Origin of the sequence: Nocardia barduliensis (assembly GCF_013315795.1) — a bacterium.
Classification (GTDB): Bacteria; Actinomycetota; Actinomycetes; order Mycobacteriales; family Mycobacteriaceae; genus Nocardia; species Nocardia barduliensis.
Map to the genome: position 1 here is coordinate 19195 of NZ_JABLTE010000056.1, position 18936 is coordinate 38130.

At 70.9% G+C, this 18936-nt stretch carries 9 protein-coding genes; all 9 read left to right on the plus strand.

What is annotated here, in order from left to right; all coding sequences use genetic code 11:
* Positions 1-37: 37 nt before the first annotated feature.
* Positions 38-3943, plus strand: a complete 3906-nt coding sequence (locus tag HOV91_RS22995; protein ID WP_246350586.1) for a non-ribosomal peptide synthetase — start codon at positions 38-40, stop codon at positions 3941-3943.
* A complete protein-coding gene (locus HOV91_RS23000) occupies positions 3930-4427 on the plus strand; it encodes an OsmC family protein (protein WP_174187495.1) in 498 nt (165 codons plus the stop codon). The genes HOV91_RS22995 and HOV91_RS23000 overlap by 14 nt, the downstream gene beginning before the upstream one ends.
* On the plus strand, positions 4424-12052 hold the full coding sequence (locus HOV91_RS23005) for a type I polyketide synthase (RefSeq protein ID WP_174187496.1): 7629 nt from the start codon (positions 4424-4426) through the stop codon (positions 12050-12052). The genes HOV91_RS23000 and HOV91_RS23005 overlap by 4 nt, the downstream gene beginning before the upstream one ends.
* On the plus strand, positions 12049-12771 hold the full coding sequence (locus HOV91_RS23010) for a class I SAM-dependent methyltransferase (protein ID WP_174187497.1): 723 nt from the start codon (positions 12049-12051) through the stop codon (positions 12769-12771). Before HOV91_RS23005 ends, HOV91_RS23010 begins: the two co-directional genes overlap by 4 nt.
* 93 nt (positions 12772-12864) lie before the next feature.
* Positions 12865-14070 carry a 3-hydroxy-9,10-secoandrosta-1,3,5(10)-triene-9,17-dione monooxygenase oxygenase subunit gene (gene hsaA, locus HOV91_RS23015; RefSeq protein WP_174187498.1) on the plus strand — a complete coding sequence of 402 codons (1206 nt, stop codon included), beginning with the start codon at positions 12865-12867 and terminating at the stop codon, positions 14068-14070.
* Entirely contained in the window at positions 14067-15410 is a 1344-nt protein-coding gene (locus HOV91_RS23020) for a class I SAM-dependent methyltransferase (protein ID WP_174187499.1), read from the plus strand. Before hsaA ends, HOV91_RS23020 begins: the two co-directional genes overlap by 4 nt.
* Positions 15407-16795 carry an FAD-binding oxidoreductase gene (locus HOV91_RS23025; protein ID WP_174187500.1) on the plus strand — a complete coding sequence of 463 codons (1389 nt, stop codon included), beginning with the start codon at positions 15407-15409 and terminating at the stop codon, positions 16793-16795. Before HOV91_RS23020 ends, HOV91_RS23025 begins: the two co-directional genes overlap by 4 nt.
* On the plus strand, positions 16792-17913 hold the full coding sequence (locus tag HOV91_RS23030; protein WP_174187501.1) for a class I SAM-dependent methyltransferase: 1122 nt from the start codon (positions 16792-16794) through the stop codon (positions 17911-17913). Before HOV91_RS23025 ends, HOV91_RS23030 begins: the two co-directional genes overlap by 4 nt.
* 14 nt (positions 17914-17927) lie before the next feature.
* A complete protein-coding gene (locus HOV91_RS23035; protein WP_174187502.1) occupies positions 17928-18899 on the plus strand; it encodes a fused (3R)-hydroxyacyl-ACP dehydratase subunits HadA/HadB in 972 nt (323 codons plus the stop codon).
* The last annotated feature ends 37 nt before the right edge of the window (positions 18900-18936 follow it).

The following is an 18936-nucleotide window of genomic DNA, read 5'->3' on the forward strand; positions in this document are numbered from 1 at the left end:
GTGTAGGCGCGTTGAGTTACCCGAGCAAGGGCTGGAGATGCCGACAACCGTGAATGAAGTTCGCCGTTGCGCCGCAACGGTTCTCGGAATCGACGCGAGCGAGATCGACGCGCGGCGCCCGTTGCAGGAGCTCGGGTTGGATTCTTTCCTGGCCGCCCGGCTACATCTGCGTCTGGCCGAACGAACGGGCGTCCGCGTCCCGCTCGCCTCCTTCGTCGGAGCCACACTCGAATCACTGGGCGCCGAAGTGGAAAAGCGCATCGCGACAAGGGATCACGCGCCCGTTGCCGATGCCGCGCCGTCGCCCACCGCCGCGGCGCCCGACGCCGTCGACGAGGAGGAGCTCACGGCGATCCAGGCGTCCTACTGGGTCGGCCGGGAAGAGGGGATGCCACTCGGCGGGGTAGCGACCTTCTACTACTTCGAGTTCGACCGCGACCCGGAGCGGTTCGCGGCGGTGGACGGGCGATCCGAGGTCGGCGTGCTGGAGGCGGCCTGGAACAAGGTCGTCGCACGTCACGACATGCTGCGGGCCGTCGTCACCGATGAGGGCCGCCAGCGGGTGCTACCGGCCGGACATCCTTACCGCATCGGGATCACCGATCTGCGAGACCCGGGAAGCGACGCCTCCGCAGAGCTGGCGCGCCTACGGCGGGAGAAGTCGCATCAGGTGTGCGACACCGCGACCGGACCCTTGTTCGACATCCACGCCGCGCTGCTGCCATCCGGCGCGATCCGGCTGTTCGTCGGCTTCGACATCATGATGCTGGACATGGCGAGCTGGATTCAGCTCATGCGGGAGTGGGGATCGTTCGTCGCCGATCCCGGCGCCGTATTGCCCGCACCCTCGACGTCGTTCCTGCGGGTACTGCGCGCACGCCGGACGGCCGAAACGGCGCGACGTGAGCGGGACAAGGCGTATTGGCAGGAACGACTGACCGTACTGCCGCCCGGCCCGCGGTTGCCCTACGCCGTCGCACCGGAAAGCGTTCGCACCGCGCACTTCCGCCGTCATGAGGAACGGCTGAGTCCGGCACACTGGTCGGCTCTCACCACGCACGCGGCACGGCGCGGACTGAGCCCTACCGCCGTGCTGCTCGCGGCCTTCGGTCTCACCCTGTCGCGCTGGGGTGCCACCGACGCGTTCTGCCTCAACGCCACCCTGTTCGACCGGCCCGACGACGGCGCGGACATCGAAGGCGTGGTCGGTGACTTCAGCACCACCGCGCTGGTCGAGATGCCGTCGCCGGAAGTGGGATCCTGGCAGGGCTTCACCGATTTCGCCCGCCGCGTCAACGAACGGTTCTGGGCTGATCTGGAACACCGCTCCTACAGCGGTGTCGAGGTGCAGCGCGAGCAGGCGCCCGACCTCGCCCCGCGCTATCCGGTGGTCTTCACCAGCGGCGTGGGCCTGGGCCAGTCCGAGGGTCCAGCCGCGGGCTGGCTGGGCGACGAGATCTTCGGCGTGTCGCAGACCCCGCAGGTGACCCTCGACCACATCGTCTGGGACGAAGCGGGTGGACTGCGGCTGGCGTGGGACGCGGTCGAGGAGGTCTTCCCGCCCGACTTCGTGACGCAGATGCTCACCGCCCATGCCCGCCTGCTGCGTCGGCTGGCCGAGGACGAGGCCGCCTGGGAAACCGTCGACCTGGGCTGGAACCCGCTTTTCGAGTCGGTGCACCCGCTGCCACCCGGACTCGGCGCCGGGCTGCTCACCGACCCGCAGCGCGACCAGACGGCGACGCGGCCCGATGCCGCCGCCGTGCTGTCCTCCACGGGAATGCTCACGCACGGCGAGGTCCGCGCGCGGGCACGGGCGCTGGCCGGGCGGCTGATCGCGGCCGGGGTCCGGCCACAGGAACGGGTGGCGGTTCTCGCGCCCAAGTCGGCGGCACAGATCGTCGCCGTTTACGGAGTCCTCTGGGCGGGAGCGGCATTCGTGCCCGTCGAGCCCGACTGGCCCGCGTCGCGGATCGCCTCGGTCTGTCGCCGTGCCGGGATCACGCACGCCGTGGCCGCACCCGGCGTGGAGTTGCCCGAGAACGTCACCGCGCACGCGCTCGAGTCGGCGTCCGGTGTTGTCACCGTGGACCAGCCGCCGGCCGCCGCGGACGACACCTTGGCCTACATCATCTTCACCTCCGGATCGACCGGTGAGCCGAAGGGCGTCGCGGTCGAACATCGCGCCGCGCGCACCACCATCGACGACATCAACGACCGCTTCGGCGTCGGCCCCAGCGACCGGGTGCTCGCACTCTCGGCACTGAGCTTCGATCTGTCCGTGTACGACATCTTCGGCGTGCTCGGCGCGGGCGGCGCGCTGGTCCTGCCGGATGCCGAGGGGCTGCGCGATCCGGGGCACTGGTGTGAACTCGTCGCGGCGCATCAGGTCACCGTGTGGAACACCGCGCCCGCGCTCGCCGAGATGCTCGTCGAATACGCCGAGGCCGATCCGGCGGCTGCGGCTCGGCTGCGCTCGCTGCGCGTGTTGCTGCTGTCCGGGGACTGGATCCCGCTGTCGCTGCCGGATCGGCTCCGTGCGGTGATCGGCGAGCACGTGCGGGTGATCAGCCTCGGTGGGGCGACCGAGGCCGCCATCTGGTCGATCTGCTATCCGATCCGGAAGGTGCGGCCCGAATGGACCAGCATCCCGTACGGCACGGCGTTGCGCGCGCAGTCGTTTCTCGTACTCGACGACGAAGGACTGCCCTGTCCGATCGGTGTCCCCGGTGAGCTGCACATCGGAGGCGCCGGTCTGGCCCGCGGGTATGTCGGTGACGACGAGCAGACCGCGCGCCGTTTCCTCCGGCACGACCGGCTGGGGCAGCGGCTTTATCGAACCGGTGACTTGGGCAAATGGCGTCCCGACGGAACGATCGAGTTCCTCGGCCGGGTCGACCGGCAGGTCAAGGTGCGCGGCCACCGCATCGAACTGGGCGAGATCGAAGCCGTGCTCGCCCGTCATCCGGGCGTCCGCCGCTGTGTGGCGGCGGCCGTGCCGGGGGCGGACGACCGTCCGCAGCTCGTGGCCTACCTGGTGACCGATGACGCGCCCGCGCGGACAACGGATCTCGCCGACCACGCGGCGCGACACCTGCCGCAGTACATGGTGCCGTCCCGCTGGGTGCGACTGGACGCCTTGCCGTTGACGTCCAACGGCAAGGTCGACCATGCCCGGCTGCCGAACCCGTTCCGTCCCGGCGCCACCGCCGCGACGGCCCCGGCCGAGGACGGTCGTGCAGTCGACGGGTCCTCCCGCCCGACGCCCGAAAAACACTCCCCACCAGATGATCCCGCGCAATCATTCGTGGTGACGGCCGCAGCGGCTTCCGGCGATCTCCCGGGCACACCGGGTGCGGCAGGTGAGCAGGCGTGGACCCCGGCCGACGATTGGCTACTACACGCGGCGCGACAGGCCGAGGCGCTCGGACTGACGCTGACGTTGCGCGCGGAACCCGTCGATGACGCCGCCGCGACCGACGCGGGGGAGTGGGTCGGCCGACTGCATGCCGCCGCCACGGCGGGCGGGCTGACCGCCGAGGTCAGCTTCGGCGAAGCGGCCGAACTCGTGCTCACCCCCGCGATCACGACGGCCACGGCCGCCCGCGTGCGGGTGGAGGCCGTGATCGCCGAGGTCTTCACCGATCTGCTCGGCCCAGCAGTCGCGGCGACCACCCCCTTCCACGATCTCGGCGCGACCTCGCTGACCTTGGTTCGCGCCCATCGCAGGCTGCGGCACCTCACCCCGGCGCTCACGGTCCCGGACATCTTCCGGCTCGGCACCGTCCGGCGGCTGGCGGACTGGATCGCCGAGCGTGTCGCGCCGGGCGCGTCGCCGAGCGAAGCCGATGCCGTGCCGATCGATCTCACCGCCGCCGCCGCGCGCGGCCGCCGCCGCCGTGCGCACCATTCGAAAGCGAGGCTCGCGGATGTCGTTCGCTGACACCGTATTCCGGCTGCGTTCCGCCGCGAGCCGTGCGGCCGACCGCAGACAGCGATTCACCGTCCACACCGCCCACCGCTCCGGCACCCCCACCGAGATGTCGGTGCGCATCGGACGCCACAGCCTCGTCGTCGACGAACCCGTGGCGGCCGGGGGCGGTGACGCCGGTCCCGACCCGATCGGCATGGCCTTGGCCGCGCTGGGCGCCTGTCAGGCGGTCACGTACCGGTTTCACGCGGCACGGCTGGGTATCGACATCCGTTCGCTGTCGGTGGACGTCACCGCCGATGTGGATCTCGGTCCCGTTTTCGGGCTCGCCGATCCCGCACCGCCGGGGCGCATCCGCGTCCGTGCCCAGGTCGGCGGCCCGGACGAACCGGCACGGTATCGGGAGCTGCATCGGCTCGTCGAGGCTTCCTGCCCGGTGCTGGCGATGCTGCGCGGACAACTGACGGTGGACTCGGAAGTGGAGATCGAATCGTGAACGACGACAACGCCGTCGCCATCATCGGGATGGCCTGCCGGTTTCCGGGTGCGCCCGACCTGGCCGCGTACTGGGACCTGATCGCCTCGGGCCGGGAAGGTCTGACCCGGTTCGACGACGCGGAGCTCGCCGCGCGCGGCGTGTCCGCCGAACTGCGCGCGCACCGCAATTACGTACCCGTCGGCGCGGTGATCGACGGGCAGGACCGTTTCGAGCCGGAGCATTTCGGCATCGTGGCGCGCGATGCCGAACTGATGGACCCACAGCTGCGGCTGCTGCTGGAATGCGCATGGGACGCCCTGGGCGACGCGGGATACCGAGGTGGGACAGGTCTCGACGCGGTCGGCGTTTTCACCGGGACCTCACCCAGTGACTACCTGGAACACAATCTCGCCGCCTACCGCGCGGATGCCGAACGGGATCCGATCGGCCGGCTGCAAGCGGAGATGGGCACGCTCACCGACTATTTCCCGCAGCAGATCGCCTACCGGCTCGACCTCACCGGACCCGCTGTCGCGGTGCAGGCCACCTGCGCGACCTCGCTGGTCGCGGTCCACACTGCCGCGCAGGCGTTGTTGTCGGAGGAATGCGACGCCGCTCTGGCCGGGGGCGCGTCGTTGATCGTCCCCCAAGGACGCGGCTACCTGCACGTGCCCGACGCGATCTTCTCCGCGGACGGTCGTACCCGAGCGTTCGGAGCGGGCGCGACGGGCATGGTGCACAGCCAAGGCGTCGGCGTGGTGGTGCTGCGGCGGCTCGCGGACGCGCTCGCCGACGGCGACCCGATCTACGCGGTGGTGCGCGGCAGCGCGGTGAACCACGACGGTGGCGGCAAGGCCGGTTTCGCCGCTCCGTCGGCGGCCGGGCGGGCGCGCGTGATCGCCGAGGCGCTCGCGGTCGCCGATATCGGGATCGACGCGGTGGACCTGATCGAGGCGCACGGCACGGCGACACCACTGGGCGATCAGATCGAGCTGGCGGCGCTGGCTGCGGTGTTCGCCGACCGGACGGCGGCACAGCCGATCGCGCTGGGGTCGGTGAAGAGCAATATCGGCCACACCAACAGCGCGGCGGGCATCGCGTCACTGATCAAAACCGCCCTCGCCCTGGCCCATCGGCGCATTCCGGCGACGCTGCACGCCAGTCCGGCCCATCCCGACCTGGAACGCCACCGGCGGCTGTTCGAAGTCGTCGAGCACACCCGGGACTGGCCGGAGCGCGACGGAACCCGGATCGCAGGGGTGAGTTCCTTCGGTATCGGCGGCGCCAATTGTCACGCGGTGCTCGAACAAGCTCCCGTGCGCGGCGGTTCGAGCGATCCCGACCCGCGCGCGCAACTGGTCCTGGTTTCGGCGGTCACGGAAGCCGGATGCCGGGAGCAGATCGCGCAGGCCGATGCCGGTGTGACCGCGGAAACCAGAGCCGATTACGCCTATACCGTTTCGCGCGGGCCGCATCCGGAATCGGGGTGGCGTGCCGCGGCGCTGCTGTCGAACGAGGACCCGAACTCGCGGCCCGTTGCCGTCGGGCCGGTACCGTCCAGGCGACCGGAGATCGTCTTCGCGTTCCCTGGCGCCGGTGCGCAGTATTCGGGCATGGGCGCCGGGCTCTATCGCGACGAGCCCGAGTTCGCCGCTCGCATCGATGAATGCGCCGAAGCCATGCAGCCGGTGCTGAACTACGACATCCGTGCGATCGTCGACGGCCGCGCTCCCGCGCAGGACGTGGACGACGTGCGCTACGGACAGCCCGCCCTGTTCGCGGTGTCGGTCGCCACCGCGGCGACCCTGCGCCACTACGGCATCGAGCCCGACGCCGTCATCGGCCACAGTTTGGGCGAATACGTCGCCGCCGTGGTGGCGGGAGCGCTGAGCTTGCCCGACGCCGCCCGATTGGTGGCGGTGCGGTCCGTCGCACTGGCGGACACCGCGCCCGGAGCGATGCTGGCGATCACGCTCGGCGAGGAGGATGTACGCGCCGCTGTGGCCCGCTACCCGGAGATCGCGCTCGCCGCCGTCAACGGCCCGGACGCCTGCGTGGTCTCGGGACCGGTCGACGCCATCGAGACGCTGTCGGCCGCCCTCGGCCGCGCCGGGATTCGCGCGAGCAGGCTGCGCGTCAACGCGGCGCTGCATTCTCCCGCGGTCGCCGCGGCGGCCACGGCGCTGCGCTCCGCTGCCGAGCACGTGCCGTCCGCACCGGCCACCCTGCCGCTCTACAGCACCCTCACCGGTCGCAGGACCCGATCCTTCGACGCGGAGCACTGGGCGCGGCATCTGCGTGAACCGGTGCTCTTCGCGTCCGCGCTGCGGGCCGCGACCGCCGCGGCTGCGACGGTCCTCGTCCAGGTCGGACCGGGCAGCGCCCTCGCCGCGCTCGCGCGCCGAAACACGCAAACCACGCTGACAACCACGTTGACAACGCTTCCGGAAGCCGACGAGCGCACCGGCGACACCGCACCGGATCGCGCCGCGCTGCTCACCGCGGTCGGTCAGCTGTGGTGTACCGGCGCGACGGTGGACGTCGATGCTCTGCATCGCCGCCGCCGTCGCACGCGCCTGCCCGCCTACCCGTTCCAACGGCGCAGCGTGTGGATCGAGCCGCCCAACGTCACCGGACCGGCCTCGGTCGCGCGGGAGGCCCGATCAGCGCAGGACGGTAGCCGTCCCCAGCTCGGTCCAGAGGTACGGATCGAGGCGTCGGCGGCGCTCGCGCCCTCTGCGGAGCGGACTCCAGCGGTCGTCGAAACGCAGGCGGTATCGGTGGTCCGCGAACCGGTGCGGCCCACCCCAGAACCGGTGCTGCCCACCCCAGAACCGGTGTTGTCCGCCCGTGAACCGGTGTGGTCCACCAGCGATTCGGTGCTGCCTGCCCGCGATTCGGTACTGCCTGCCCGCGGATCGGTGTGGTCCATCAGTGATTCGGTGCTGCCTGCCCGCGATTCGGCGTGGTCTACCGGTGAATCGGTGTTGTCCGGCCCCGAACCGGTGTGGTCCACCGGTGAACCGGTGTCGCCTACCTACGAACCGGCATTGCCCATTCGTGAACCGGCGGTGCCCAACGGGCGGACGGAAGCGACCGAACCGGACCGGCGGCCCGAACCGCCGACGAGAAACGACGGGCCGCAACCGGCGACGTTACCTACCCCTGACCTGGTAGGTGGAAACGGAACACCGGAATCACCGGCCCCGACCGCGGTATCGGGACCTGGCGGGTCGCGCACGTTCGAGAGTCCGGAAGAGGACAAGATCGCCGCACTCTGGGAGGAGTTGCTGGGGGAGCGGGTCCCCGGCGCCGAGGCGGACTTCTTCGCGCTCGGCGGAACCTCCCTGCTGGCGACCCGGATGCTCGACATTCTCAACGAAGGCGAGCGCACCGATATCCGCATGCGGGAGCTGCTCGCTCACTCCACTGTGGCGGCCTTCGCGGCGCTGCTGCGAAGCCGCCGCCCGGCATCGTCCGTCGCGGCCGCGCCTGCGGTACCCGAGCCCCTCGCGACCGAGGTCGAACTCCCGGTACGCGCGGACGTGCCGGTCGCCGACGCCACGTTCCCGCTCACCCGCGTGCAGCACGCGTATTGGGTCGGCCGGTCGGGCGCCTTCGGGCTGAGTGACGTGGCGTGTCACATCTATCTCGAATACGACTGCGACAAGCTGGATCTGGATCGCTACGAGCAGGCGTGGAACCGCGCGATCCGGCGGCACGAGATGCTGCGGGCGGTCGTCACCGAGGACGGGCGCAATCAGATCCTCGCCGAGGTGCCGGAGTACCGGATCCGCCGCCACGATCTCACCGGCTCCACCGGCCGGGCCCGTGCGGACACGCTGGAAGACCTGCGGCGGCGGCTGTCGCACCGGGTGCACCGTCCGGACCGCTGGCCCCTGTTCGATGTGCGCGCCGCCCTACTGGACGACACCACCACCCGGCTGTTCATCGGCATCGATGCGCTGATCTGCGACGCGGGCAGTTTCCTCGTCCTCGATCGAGATCTGCGCCTGCTCTACACCGACCCGGCGGCGGTGCTGCCGCCGTTGCCGACCCGGTTCGCCGATTACGTGGCACATACCGAGGCACGCGCCGAGTCCGCGGACCGCAAGCGGGCGATCGACTACTGGCGGCGCCGGATGGACGACCTGCCCGGGGCGCCCGCCCTGCCGACCATCAGCCGCACCCAGACCCAGCCCTGGTTCGGCCGCCGTGCGGACCGTCTCGCACCAGCGGAATGGCAGGGGCTGCGGCGGCTGGCCGCCGATCATGGCGTCACGCCCTCCGCTGTGCTGCTCACCGCGTACTCGGACGTGCTCGCCGCCTGGTCCGGCGACGAGCGGTTCACCCTGTCGCTGACTCTGGTCGACCGGCCGGTGGCGCTGCCCGGGATCGACGGCGCGGTGGGCGATTTCACCACGCTCCTGGCGCACGAAGTCGATCGCACCGATGGCGGCGCCTTCGCGGAGCGGGTCGTCCGCACCCAGCGGCGACTGTTCGACGACATCGATCACCGCGAGTACTCGGCGCTGGATCTGCTCGCCGAACTGTCCACCCGCACCGGGCAGCGCCGGCTGCTGCCGGTGGTGTTCACCAGTGCCCTCGATATGGCCCAGCTGGTCGGCGGCGCACCGGACCTGGAGTGGGCGGGCCGCATCGTGCACGGCGTGAGCCAGACGCCGCAAGTGTGGCTCGACCACCAGGCGTTCGTGGATGCCGGGGGACTGCGTCTGCAATGGGACGTCCTCGAGACCGTCCTGGATCCCGTGGCCGCGGATACCGCCTTCGCTTCCTACGTGGAGTGGCTGCGCCGTCTCGCCGCTGATCCGGAGGCGTGGACCGTACCGGACGCCGGTACGCGACGGGAAGACCGGGACGACGACGTGGCCGCCGCCGTGTCCGCGATCTGGGCGCAGGTTCTCAACGTGGAAATCGATGTGCTGCGGCCTGATTCGACGTTCGTTGGCCTGGGCGGCGACTCGGTTCTGGCGGTGCGCATGGCCACCATGGTGCGCACCCGACTCGGTGTCGCGGTGCCCGTGGCGGAGCTGGTCGGGGATCTCTCGTTCGCCGATCTCATCGAGCTGATCGCCGAGCGGCGCTCCGGTATCGCGGCGACGGCTGTCGAGCTGGCGCGCCAGGCCGACCCGGCCGCGCCGTTCCCGCTCACCCCGCTGCAACAGGCATATTGGGTCGGTCAGCAGCACGGGTACGCCCTGAGCTACGACTCGGCGCACAACTATGTCGACTTCCGGCTCACCGGGATAGATCCGACCGTTCTGGACGAGGCGGTGCGACGGCAGGTGGAACGCCAGCCCATGCTGCGGGCGGTCTTCCTACCGGACGGCACGCAGCAGGTGCTGCCCGCCGGTGATCCGCGACTTGCCGCGCTGCCGATCATCCACCTCGACCTGCGGACCGCGAATGCGGCTGAGATCGACCGGCGGCTGGCCGCCATCCGAGCCGATGTGCAGCGCTCCGGCCCGCGGCTGGATCCGTGGCCGTTCGCCGTCACCGCCGTCCGGCTTCCCGGCGACGAACTGAGTTTGCACATCGTGTGCAGTCTGCTCGTGGCCGACGGGTGGTCGGTGCAGCTGATGTTCACCGAGCTGTTCACCTACCTCGACGAACCCAATACGGTGCTGCCCGCGCTCACCGCGCACTTCGGCGACTACGTGGAAACGATCTCCCGCCAGCGCGGCGAACCGGAGTGGCGAGCACAGCGCGACTGGTGGTGGGAACGCATCGACGATCTTCCGCCCGCGCCCGCGTTACCGCTGGCGGTGCCGTTCGATCAGGTGCGTCCGGACACGCTGGAGCGGCGTGAGTTCCGAGTATCCGGCGAGCGCATGGCGGTCCTGCGCGATCGCTGCGCCGAGTACAACATCACACCGACCACGGCGTTCGCCACCTGCTGGGCGGCGGCGCTGGCCCGGCTGGCCGGGCACCGCCGATTCCTGCTGAACGTGCTCTACCTCAACCGCCTGCACCTTCCGCGCGATCTGGACCACGCCATCGGCCCGTACGCGGGCACCGTACTGCTCGACATCGCCCTGCCCGCGCAGCCGACCTTCCTCACCGCCGCCCGGACGGTGCAGGAGGCCATCGCCACCATGCTCGACCACGGACAGGTCACCGGCGTCGAGGTGCTGCGGGAACTGGCGCGGCGCAGGCGCGACACCGCACCCCAGGCGCCGGTTGTCTTCCACAGCACCCTCGGGCTCAATCCGCCGGGCGGGACGCCCGACACGGTCGGCGTTCGCGATTTCTACCAGCGGGTGCGCACGCCACAGGTGGCCTTGGACATGCAGGTGTTCCAGTGGGACTGGGACGACTCGGTGGTCGTGAACCTGGACGCGGTCGCGGAACTGTTCTCGCCGGGCGTGCTGGACAGTCTGTTCGCGCAGGTGTGCGACCTGATCACCGCGCTCGTGGACCGGCCGGACACCTGGACCGCGCCGCTCGCGGTACCCGATGCCGAACGACCCGCGCACAGCGTCACCGCACCGGTGCCCGCGGCGGTGGGCGGCCCGCCGGCCACCGAGACCGAGCGCGCCGTCGCCGAACTGTGGCAGCGGATGGTGGACGTCCCCGGTGGCCTCGACCGCGGCACCGACTTCTTCACCATCGGAGGCGATTCGGTACTCGCGATCCGGATGCTCAACCGCCTGCGTGGCGAGCTCGGCTTGGCCGTTTCGCCACGGGAGTTCCTCGCCGACCCCACGCTGGCGGCCGTCGCGGCGGCCGCGCGGCACGAAGCCGCGGAGCCGTCCGTCCCGGGTGATTGCCTGGTGCCGCTGCGCGACGGAGTGGGACGCCCGCTGTTCTTGATCCACCCGACCGGTGGCGATGTGCTCTGCTATGTCGATCTGGCTCGCACGCTCGACACCGGAGCACCGATCGTCGGAATACAGGACCCGGAACTGGCCGGTGCGCCGGGACCGGAGACGATCGCCGAGCTGGCGCGGGTGTACGAGGGCGTGGTGCGCGCGCACCAGCCGGCCGGCCCATACCGGATCGGCGGCTGGTCGATGGGCGGCATCATCGCGCACGAAGTCGCACGCCGGCTGCGCGCCGCGGGGGACACCGTGGAGGCGTTGATCCTGCTCGACTCGAACATCGCCGACCGGATCCATCATGTCGACGGGCGCGGATTCTGGACGCGCTACCTCGGATCCCTCGCCGCTTTCCTCGACTTGGACCTCGAAACCGCCACGCTCGGCGCCGAGTTCGACAGGGATCCGGACGAGCGGCAGCGAGCCGAGATCCGGCGTCGACTGGCTGCCGCCGGACTCGTCGAGCGCGGCGACCCGGCCGACCAGCGGGTCAGGGAGGACATCTTCCGGCGGCACCTGCGGGCCCTCGGTACCCACCACACCGGTCATCTCGACGGCGAGGGGCTCGAGATGCTCCTGGTGCGCGCCGATCTGCCCGCGCCGCACAACTCCGGTGTCGGCATGGGAGTCGACGACTGCTCCGATCTCGAGGACCTCGGGTGGGCAGCGCATACCGACGTTGTCATCGATACCCGGCCGGTCGCGGCCCACCACTACGCGCTGCTGCGTCCGCCCGCCGTCCTGACGGTCGCCCACCTGGTGTCGGAACTGCTCGCGAGCCTGGACGAATCGGAGAAGCCGTGACCGACGACTATGCCGCCGCGGCGGAGTTCTACGACCTGATGGCCACGCCATACGTGGCGGGTGTGGAACCGGTGCTGACGAAACTGCTGGCCCAGGTGGACACCATCGCCGGACCGGTGGTCGACATCGGGGCGGGCACCGGACTGTCCACGATGCTCGTCGCCGACGCGTTGCCGGACGCGCGGATCGTCGCGGTGGAACCGGCCGCCGCGATGCGCGCGGTGCTGCTGTCGCGACTGGCCGCCCGCAAAGACCTGCGCGAACGAATCACGGTGCTGCCGTATGGGTTCCTCGATATCCGACTGCCCACGGGATGCGCGGCGGTGGTCGCCCTCGGTGTGATCGGGCACTTCGATCCCGTGACCCGTCCCCGGGTGTGGGCGGCCATCGCGGACGCGCTGGCGCCGGGCGCCGACGCGGTGGTCGAAGTGCAGCGTCCCGGCCGCGTCGAACCGTCGGCGGAACGGCGTTACACCACCGCCAGGGCCGGTGACCTGCGGTACGAGGGTTGGAGCCGGGCCGACCCGGTGGACGCGGAAACCCTCGTCTGGCGGATGACCTACCGCACCTACGACGGCGACCGACTGGTGCAGGAGGTGTGCACCGAACACCAGGTCTGGCCGGCCGACGCCGACCGGCTCGCCGCCGAGGCGCGCACGGCCGGGCTGCGTCTGGCCGACGCGGACCCCACGACCGGGCTGCTGCGCTTCACCCGCTGACGGCTCCCCGCACCTGGAGACCGCACCGGTACAGACGATGACGGTCTCGCCGACCGTGCCCGGACAACCCGACTCGCTATGGAGGACAACGCAATGACCGACGACGCCACCGCCGCGGTACTGGCCGCGGTCGGTGAACTGCTGCCGACGCTGAGCAAGCGTGCCCAGGACACCGAACAGGCCAGGCGGATTCCGGCGGAGTCGCTGGAGGAGATCACCGCGACCGGGTTCTTCGGCCTGCTGCGCCCGCGCCGCTACGGCGGACACGAAGCGCATCCGGTCGTCTTCTACACGGCAGCCGCCGAGCTGGCCTCGGCCTGCGGCTCGACCGGGTGGGTCGCCTCCGTCCTCGGCGTATCGCCGTGGAACCTGGCACTCTTCGACGGACTCGCCCAAGAAGAGGTCTGGGGCTCCGGGGTCGACACACCCATCTGCTCCTCGTACGCCATGACGGGCACTGCCGTCCCGGTCGATGGCGGCTATCTGCTCACCGGCACCTGGGGTTTCGCGTCCGGTTGTGACCACGCGCGGTGGGCGTTGCTGGGCGCACGGGTCATGGTCGACGGCGAACCGGTCGATTCGTGCACCTTCCTGGTGCCCGCCGGGGACTACGTCGTCGCCGACGTGTGGCAGGCGATGGGCCTGCGGGGCACCGGGAGCAACGATATCCATGTCGAGGAGGTGTTCGTGCCCGGGCACCGGGTGCTCGCCTCGGACGCGGTGACCGCCTGCCGTACGCCCGGACAGCAGGTCAACGACGCACCGCTGTACCGGATTCCATTCGGCTGCCTGCACACCAGCGCCATCACCGCCGCCATCGTCGGCATGGCGCGCGGCGGCTATCGCGCGTATCTCGAGCAGCAGAGCGACCGGGTGCGGGCCGCGCTGCCCGGTGACGCGCGCAAGGACACCGGATATCGCGGCGACCGATTGCGCGACGATCCGGCCACGCTGGAACGCATCGCGTTCGCCGCCACCGAAATCGATGCGGCCTGGCGCCAGCTCACCCACAACATCGATGACCTGTACGCCCTGGCGGCGGCAGACCGGCCCATCGGACCGCGTGATCGCTTGCGGCTGCGCCGCGACCAGGTCCGCGGCACCGAGCGTGCGGTGGCGGCCATGGATCGATTGTTCGAAAGCTCCGGTGGCCGCGCCTTGCGGCCGGACAGCGCCGTGCAGCGTTTCTGGCGCGACGTGCACGGAGGGCGGGCGCACGCGGCCAACGATCCCGAACGCGTGTACCGCATGTTCGCCGCGGCCGAACTCGCGGCGGTATCGGAGGCGCGCGAGCCGTGACGGATCAGTTGGCCGCCGTTCTCGGGCGGCATCCCTGGGTCGGCTCGGCATGGTGGGACGGGCGGCGCGCGGCGCTGGTGGTGCGCCCCGCCGCCGAAGCCGTCGCGGTGCGGCCTGTCCCCGGGGCACTGCTCATCGAGTACCTCGAGCACTGGCGGCACGTGTACGAGTACGTCTACTCCTCCGCGGAGCTACGCCACGGCGACGATCTCGATCTGTCGGGATGGCGGGCCTCCGACACCGGCGCGGCGTTCCCCCGCGAGCACATGCTGGAGTGGATCGATCACGCCGTCGGCCTGGTGCGTCGCCGACAGCCCGGTATCGTCCTCGAGATCGGCTGTGGCAGTGGGCTTCTCGTTCACCGGCTGCATTCCTCGACACGTGGTTATGTGGGGCTCGATCCGGCCGAGCCCGTGGTGGAGAGGTTGCGCGAGCGGCGGCTCCCGGGAGTGTCGGTGCTGCGGGCCGCCGCGCACGAGCTCACCGCGCGCGAGGTGACGGCGGCCTTGCGTGCCCTGGACGCGAGCGGGCGTCCGGACTGCGTGGTGCTCAACAGCGTGACCCAGTGCTTCCCGGACGAGCGGTACCTCGCCGCCGTCCTCGATGACGCACTCGACGTGGTCGCGCCCGGCGGCGCCGTCGTCGTGGGTGACATCCGCAATCTCGCCGGAGCGCGAGATTTCGCGAACTGGCTGGAGCTGGCCCGCGATCCCGGTCTGAGCGCCGACGACCTGGCCCGGCGAGCCGCCGCCCGGCTGGAGGCCGACGAAGAGCTCCTGTGCGACCCTCGGTTCTTCGCTCGGACCGCTCGCAAGCATCCGCGATCGGTGCGCGTGGCCTGTTACGCCAAGCCGATGCGGGACGACACCGAGCTGACCCGATACCGCTACGACGTGGTGCTGACCGTAGACGCGCCGGAACCCGGCCCGATCCGCGCCGTCGCGTGGCGTGACCTGCCCGGCCGCGGTGCCGACCGGATCGGCGCGCTCGCCGACACCGTAGGCCGGGACGCGACCCTGGTCACCGGCATCCCGAACGCGCTGCTCGACCACGACGCGGCGGACGCGGTCACCCCGGCCGCGCTCGCGGCGGCGCTGCCGCCGGAATGCGCGGTCCTGCTCGACTCGGCCGACGCCCGGCTCCTCGCGGCCGGTCGGCCCGAACACCAAACGGATCTGGAAGCCGTGCGTGCCGACGCGCCGCACCGCGTATGCAACGACCCGTTCGCCCGTTACGTGCGGCACCGGATGCCGGAAGTCCTCACCGACTATCTCGAATTGCTCGGCGCCGCAGCGACACCGCCTCCCATCATCGTCTCCGAGGAGTTCGCCGCCCCATGACCACCACACGACCCGCGGACCACCTCGCCGACCTGCGCGCGGCCTGCCGAGGCCCGGTCCTGCTGCCGGGTGATCCGGGTTACGACCGGGCGCGGCGACGCTGGAACACCGCTGTCGACCAGCGACCTGCCGCCGTCGTGCGCTGCGCCCGGGTCCCCGACGTGCGGGCCGCGGTCACGACCGCGGGGCGGCACGGGATGGCCGTGTCGATCCGCGGCGGCGGGCACGAGGTCGCTCGGCACGCGGCGGCCGACGGCGCGCTGCTGCTGGATCTGTCGGGCCTGCGGACCATCACCATCGATCCCGGCGCCCGGCGCGCCACCGTCGGCGCGGGCGTCACCTGGGCGGACTTCGATCGTGCCTGCCACCGGCACGGCCTCGCCGTGACCGGGGCGGACGTGTCCACCGTTGGCGTGATCGGCTCCACGCTGTGCGGCGGCAGCGGGTGGTTGCAGCGAATGGCCGGTTTCACCTGCGACAGCGTGCGTTCCGCCCAGGTGGTGCTTGCCGACGGACAGTTGGTGCACACCAGCCGCGAGCACCACCCCGACCTGCTGTGGGCGCTGCTCGGCGGCGGCGGCAATTACGGCGTCGTCGTGGCTGTGGAGTTCGAACTGCATCCGATCGGCCCCGTGCACGCGGGCACGCTGCTGTTCCGGCTCGAGGCGGGACGCGGAGTCTTCCGCGAGTTCCGCGAACTCTGCGCGGAGGCCCCGGACGAGTTGGCGCTGCGCGCGACCCTGCTGCACTGGCCGCCCACCGCACCCGAGGGGCCGCCGATGGCGGCGATCACAGTCGCCTACTTCGGACCCGCCGACCGGGCCCGCACGGAATTGGCGAGACTGAAGCGCTTGGGGGAGCCGGAGCTCGACCTCATCCGGCCGCTGGAATATCCCCAGCTGCAACGCAATACCGAACAGGCGTTCCACGAAGGCCACGGCACCGCAACCGGAACCGAATGGCTGCGCGAATTCGACGACGACGCCGTCGACGCGCTCATCGACCTCGCGGCCGCCATGCCCACACCGTATTCGCTCGTCTCCGTCCACCAACTCGGTGGCGCGCTGCGCCGGGTGCCCGCGGACGCGACGGCGTTCGGATACCACGACGCCGCCTACCACGCGGTCATGTTCTCCGGCGGACCCGCCGGGACGGACCTGGACCACTCACGGCGGTGGATCGCCGAGGTGGTGGACGCGCTGCAAGGCTGTTCGGCAGGCGGGCCCTATATCGGGATCCTCGACGACACCGCGTCACCAGAACGGGTGCGCCGCGCCTACCACCGCGATTCCTACGCACGACTGCAGCAGCTCAAAGCCGCCTACGACCCCGGCAATCTGTTCCGCGCCAATCACAACATCCCGCCGTTGAACGGTGCGCGATGACCACCGACGAGGCTCTCGACATCGCCGGGCGCGCCGCGGCCGCGGTCGCGGATTTCGATGCGCGACACTGCCTTTCCGCACGCGACGACCTGGACCTGTTCGGGTTGCGCGCGATGGCGGACGCGCTGCGACCGGCCCTGTCCGGCGGTGCGGCGCGCACCGAGGACGAGATCGCGGCAGCGCTGGCCGTCGCGCCACGCCATCGCTGGCTGCTGCGCCGCTGGCTCGGCCTGCTCGCCGCGCGCGGATGGCTGGACCACGAGGACGGGCGTACTTTCTCGTCCCTCCGGCAGGTCGCGGCGCCGAACCGCGCGCAGCTCGACCGAGTCTGCGCCGATCTCGGGTTCTCCCCACAGCTCGCGCGGTTCTTCGCTGCCGCCAACCGCCATGCGCTCGATCTGCTGCGGGACCGGGTACTGGCCCAGGAACTGTTGTTCCCGGACGCCGACCTGCTCACCGCCGAGGCCGCGTACCGGGACAACCCGGTGAACAGATACCTGAACGCGGCGGCCGGCGCGGTCGTCGGCCGGGCGGTGGCGGATCTCGCCACCGACCGCCACCCCGTATGCATCCTGGAACTGGGCGCAGGGGTCGGCGGCACCACCGCCGACCTGCTGCCGGTACTCGACGGTCTGCCGGTCGAATACCATTTCACCGACGTGTCGGCGTTCTTCCTCGACGCCGCCCGTGCGCGTTTCTCGCACTACCCTTGGCTGCGGTTCGATCTGCTCGATCTCAACGCCGACTTGCCGCCGCGGCGGTCCTTCGACATCATCCTGGCGGCGAATGTGCTGCACAACGCGCAGCACTGCGGCGCGACGCTGGCACGTCTGCGCGAGTCGCTGCGCCCCCGCGGTCACCTCGTCGTCATCGAGTCCTGTCGGGAACACTGCCAGTTGCTCACCTCCATGCACTTCCTGATGTCTCCCCGACCCGGCGGTGTCCGCCCCGGTCGCGACGATGTGCGTGCCGGGACCGACCGGATCTTCCTGACCGAAACGCAGTGGCGCGCCGAGCTCATCGCGGCCGATCTGCCCGCCCGGCTGGTTCTGCCCGGACCGGAGCAGCCGTTGGCAGCCCACGGGCAACGGATCTTCGCCGCTCGTACCCACCGGTGACCGCAGGAGTCGTCATGTCCCCACACCCCACCGTTGGCCGTAGTTTCCCCGGCCTCGACCACTACGAGGTCGGCCGGGAGCAGGTCCGGGATTTCGCCCGTGCCGTCCAGGACTTCCACCCCGCGCACTGGGACGACGCCACCGCCGTCGCGCTCGGCCACCCGGGCCTGGTCGCGCCGATCACTTTCGCCTCGGCGGTCGGCTCCCTCGCGCAACGCTCGCAGATGCGGGACGCGCTCGACGGCTACAACCCAGCGCACCTGCTCCAAGTGGACCAGGACATTCACTGCCATCGCCCCGTAGTCGCGGGGGATCGGCTGACGCGCGAGATCATCGTCGATTCCCGCCGGTCCACACCGAGCGGTGAGTTGATCGCCGTCACCACCGTCATCCGTGACGAGACGGCGAACCTGGTGCAGACCGTGCACACCACCCTCGCGGGGCGCGCTCAGGATCTCGCACCGACGGTGGACACCCTCGCCATGCTAGACCTCGGCGCAGCGGCGCCAGCGGCGAAACCAGCTGCGCCGCAGAACGTGCGATCATCGCCCCCCATGAAAGGCGCCTGCTCGGCTGTCCCCGACTTGACGGTGGGACGAGAATTCCCGCAACGCGTGTTCCGCTTGTCGCGCGGTGAGCTCGTGTACTACGCCGGTGTCTCCGGCGATGTCAATCCGATTCACTGGAGCGACGAAGCGGCCAGGCATGCGGGGCTGCGCGGGGTGACCGCCCACGGCATGCTGACGATGGGGCTGGGCGCCGCCTGCCTGAGCGAATGGCTGGGCGCCGCCGATTGCGTCGCGAGCTATTACGTGCGGTTCGCGAGCCCTGTCCTCACGCATGCCCACCGCATGGCCGAGATCACCTTCGGCGGCACGGTCCGCTCCGTCGACGGCGCCACCGGACGGGCGGTCATATCGCTCACCGCCCACTGTGACGATGTCGCTGTCTTCGCCGGAGCGTCGGCAACGGTGTACGCAAGATGAAAGTCAGCGGCGGTCGTCACCCTGTTCGCCGCCGCGG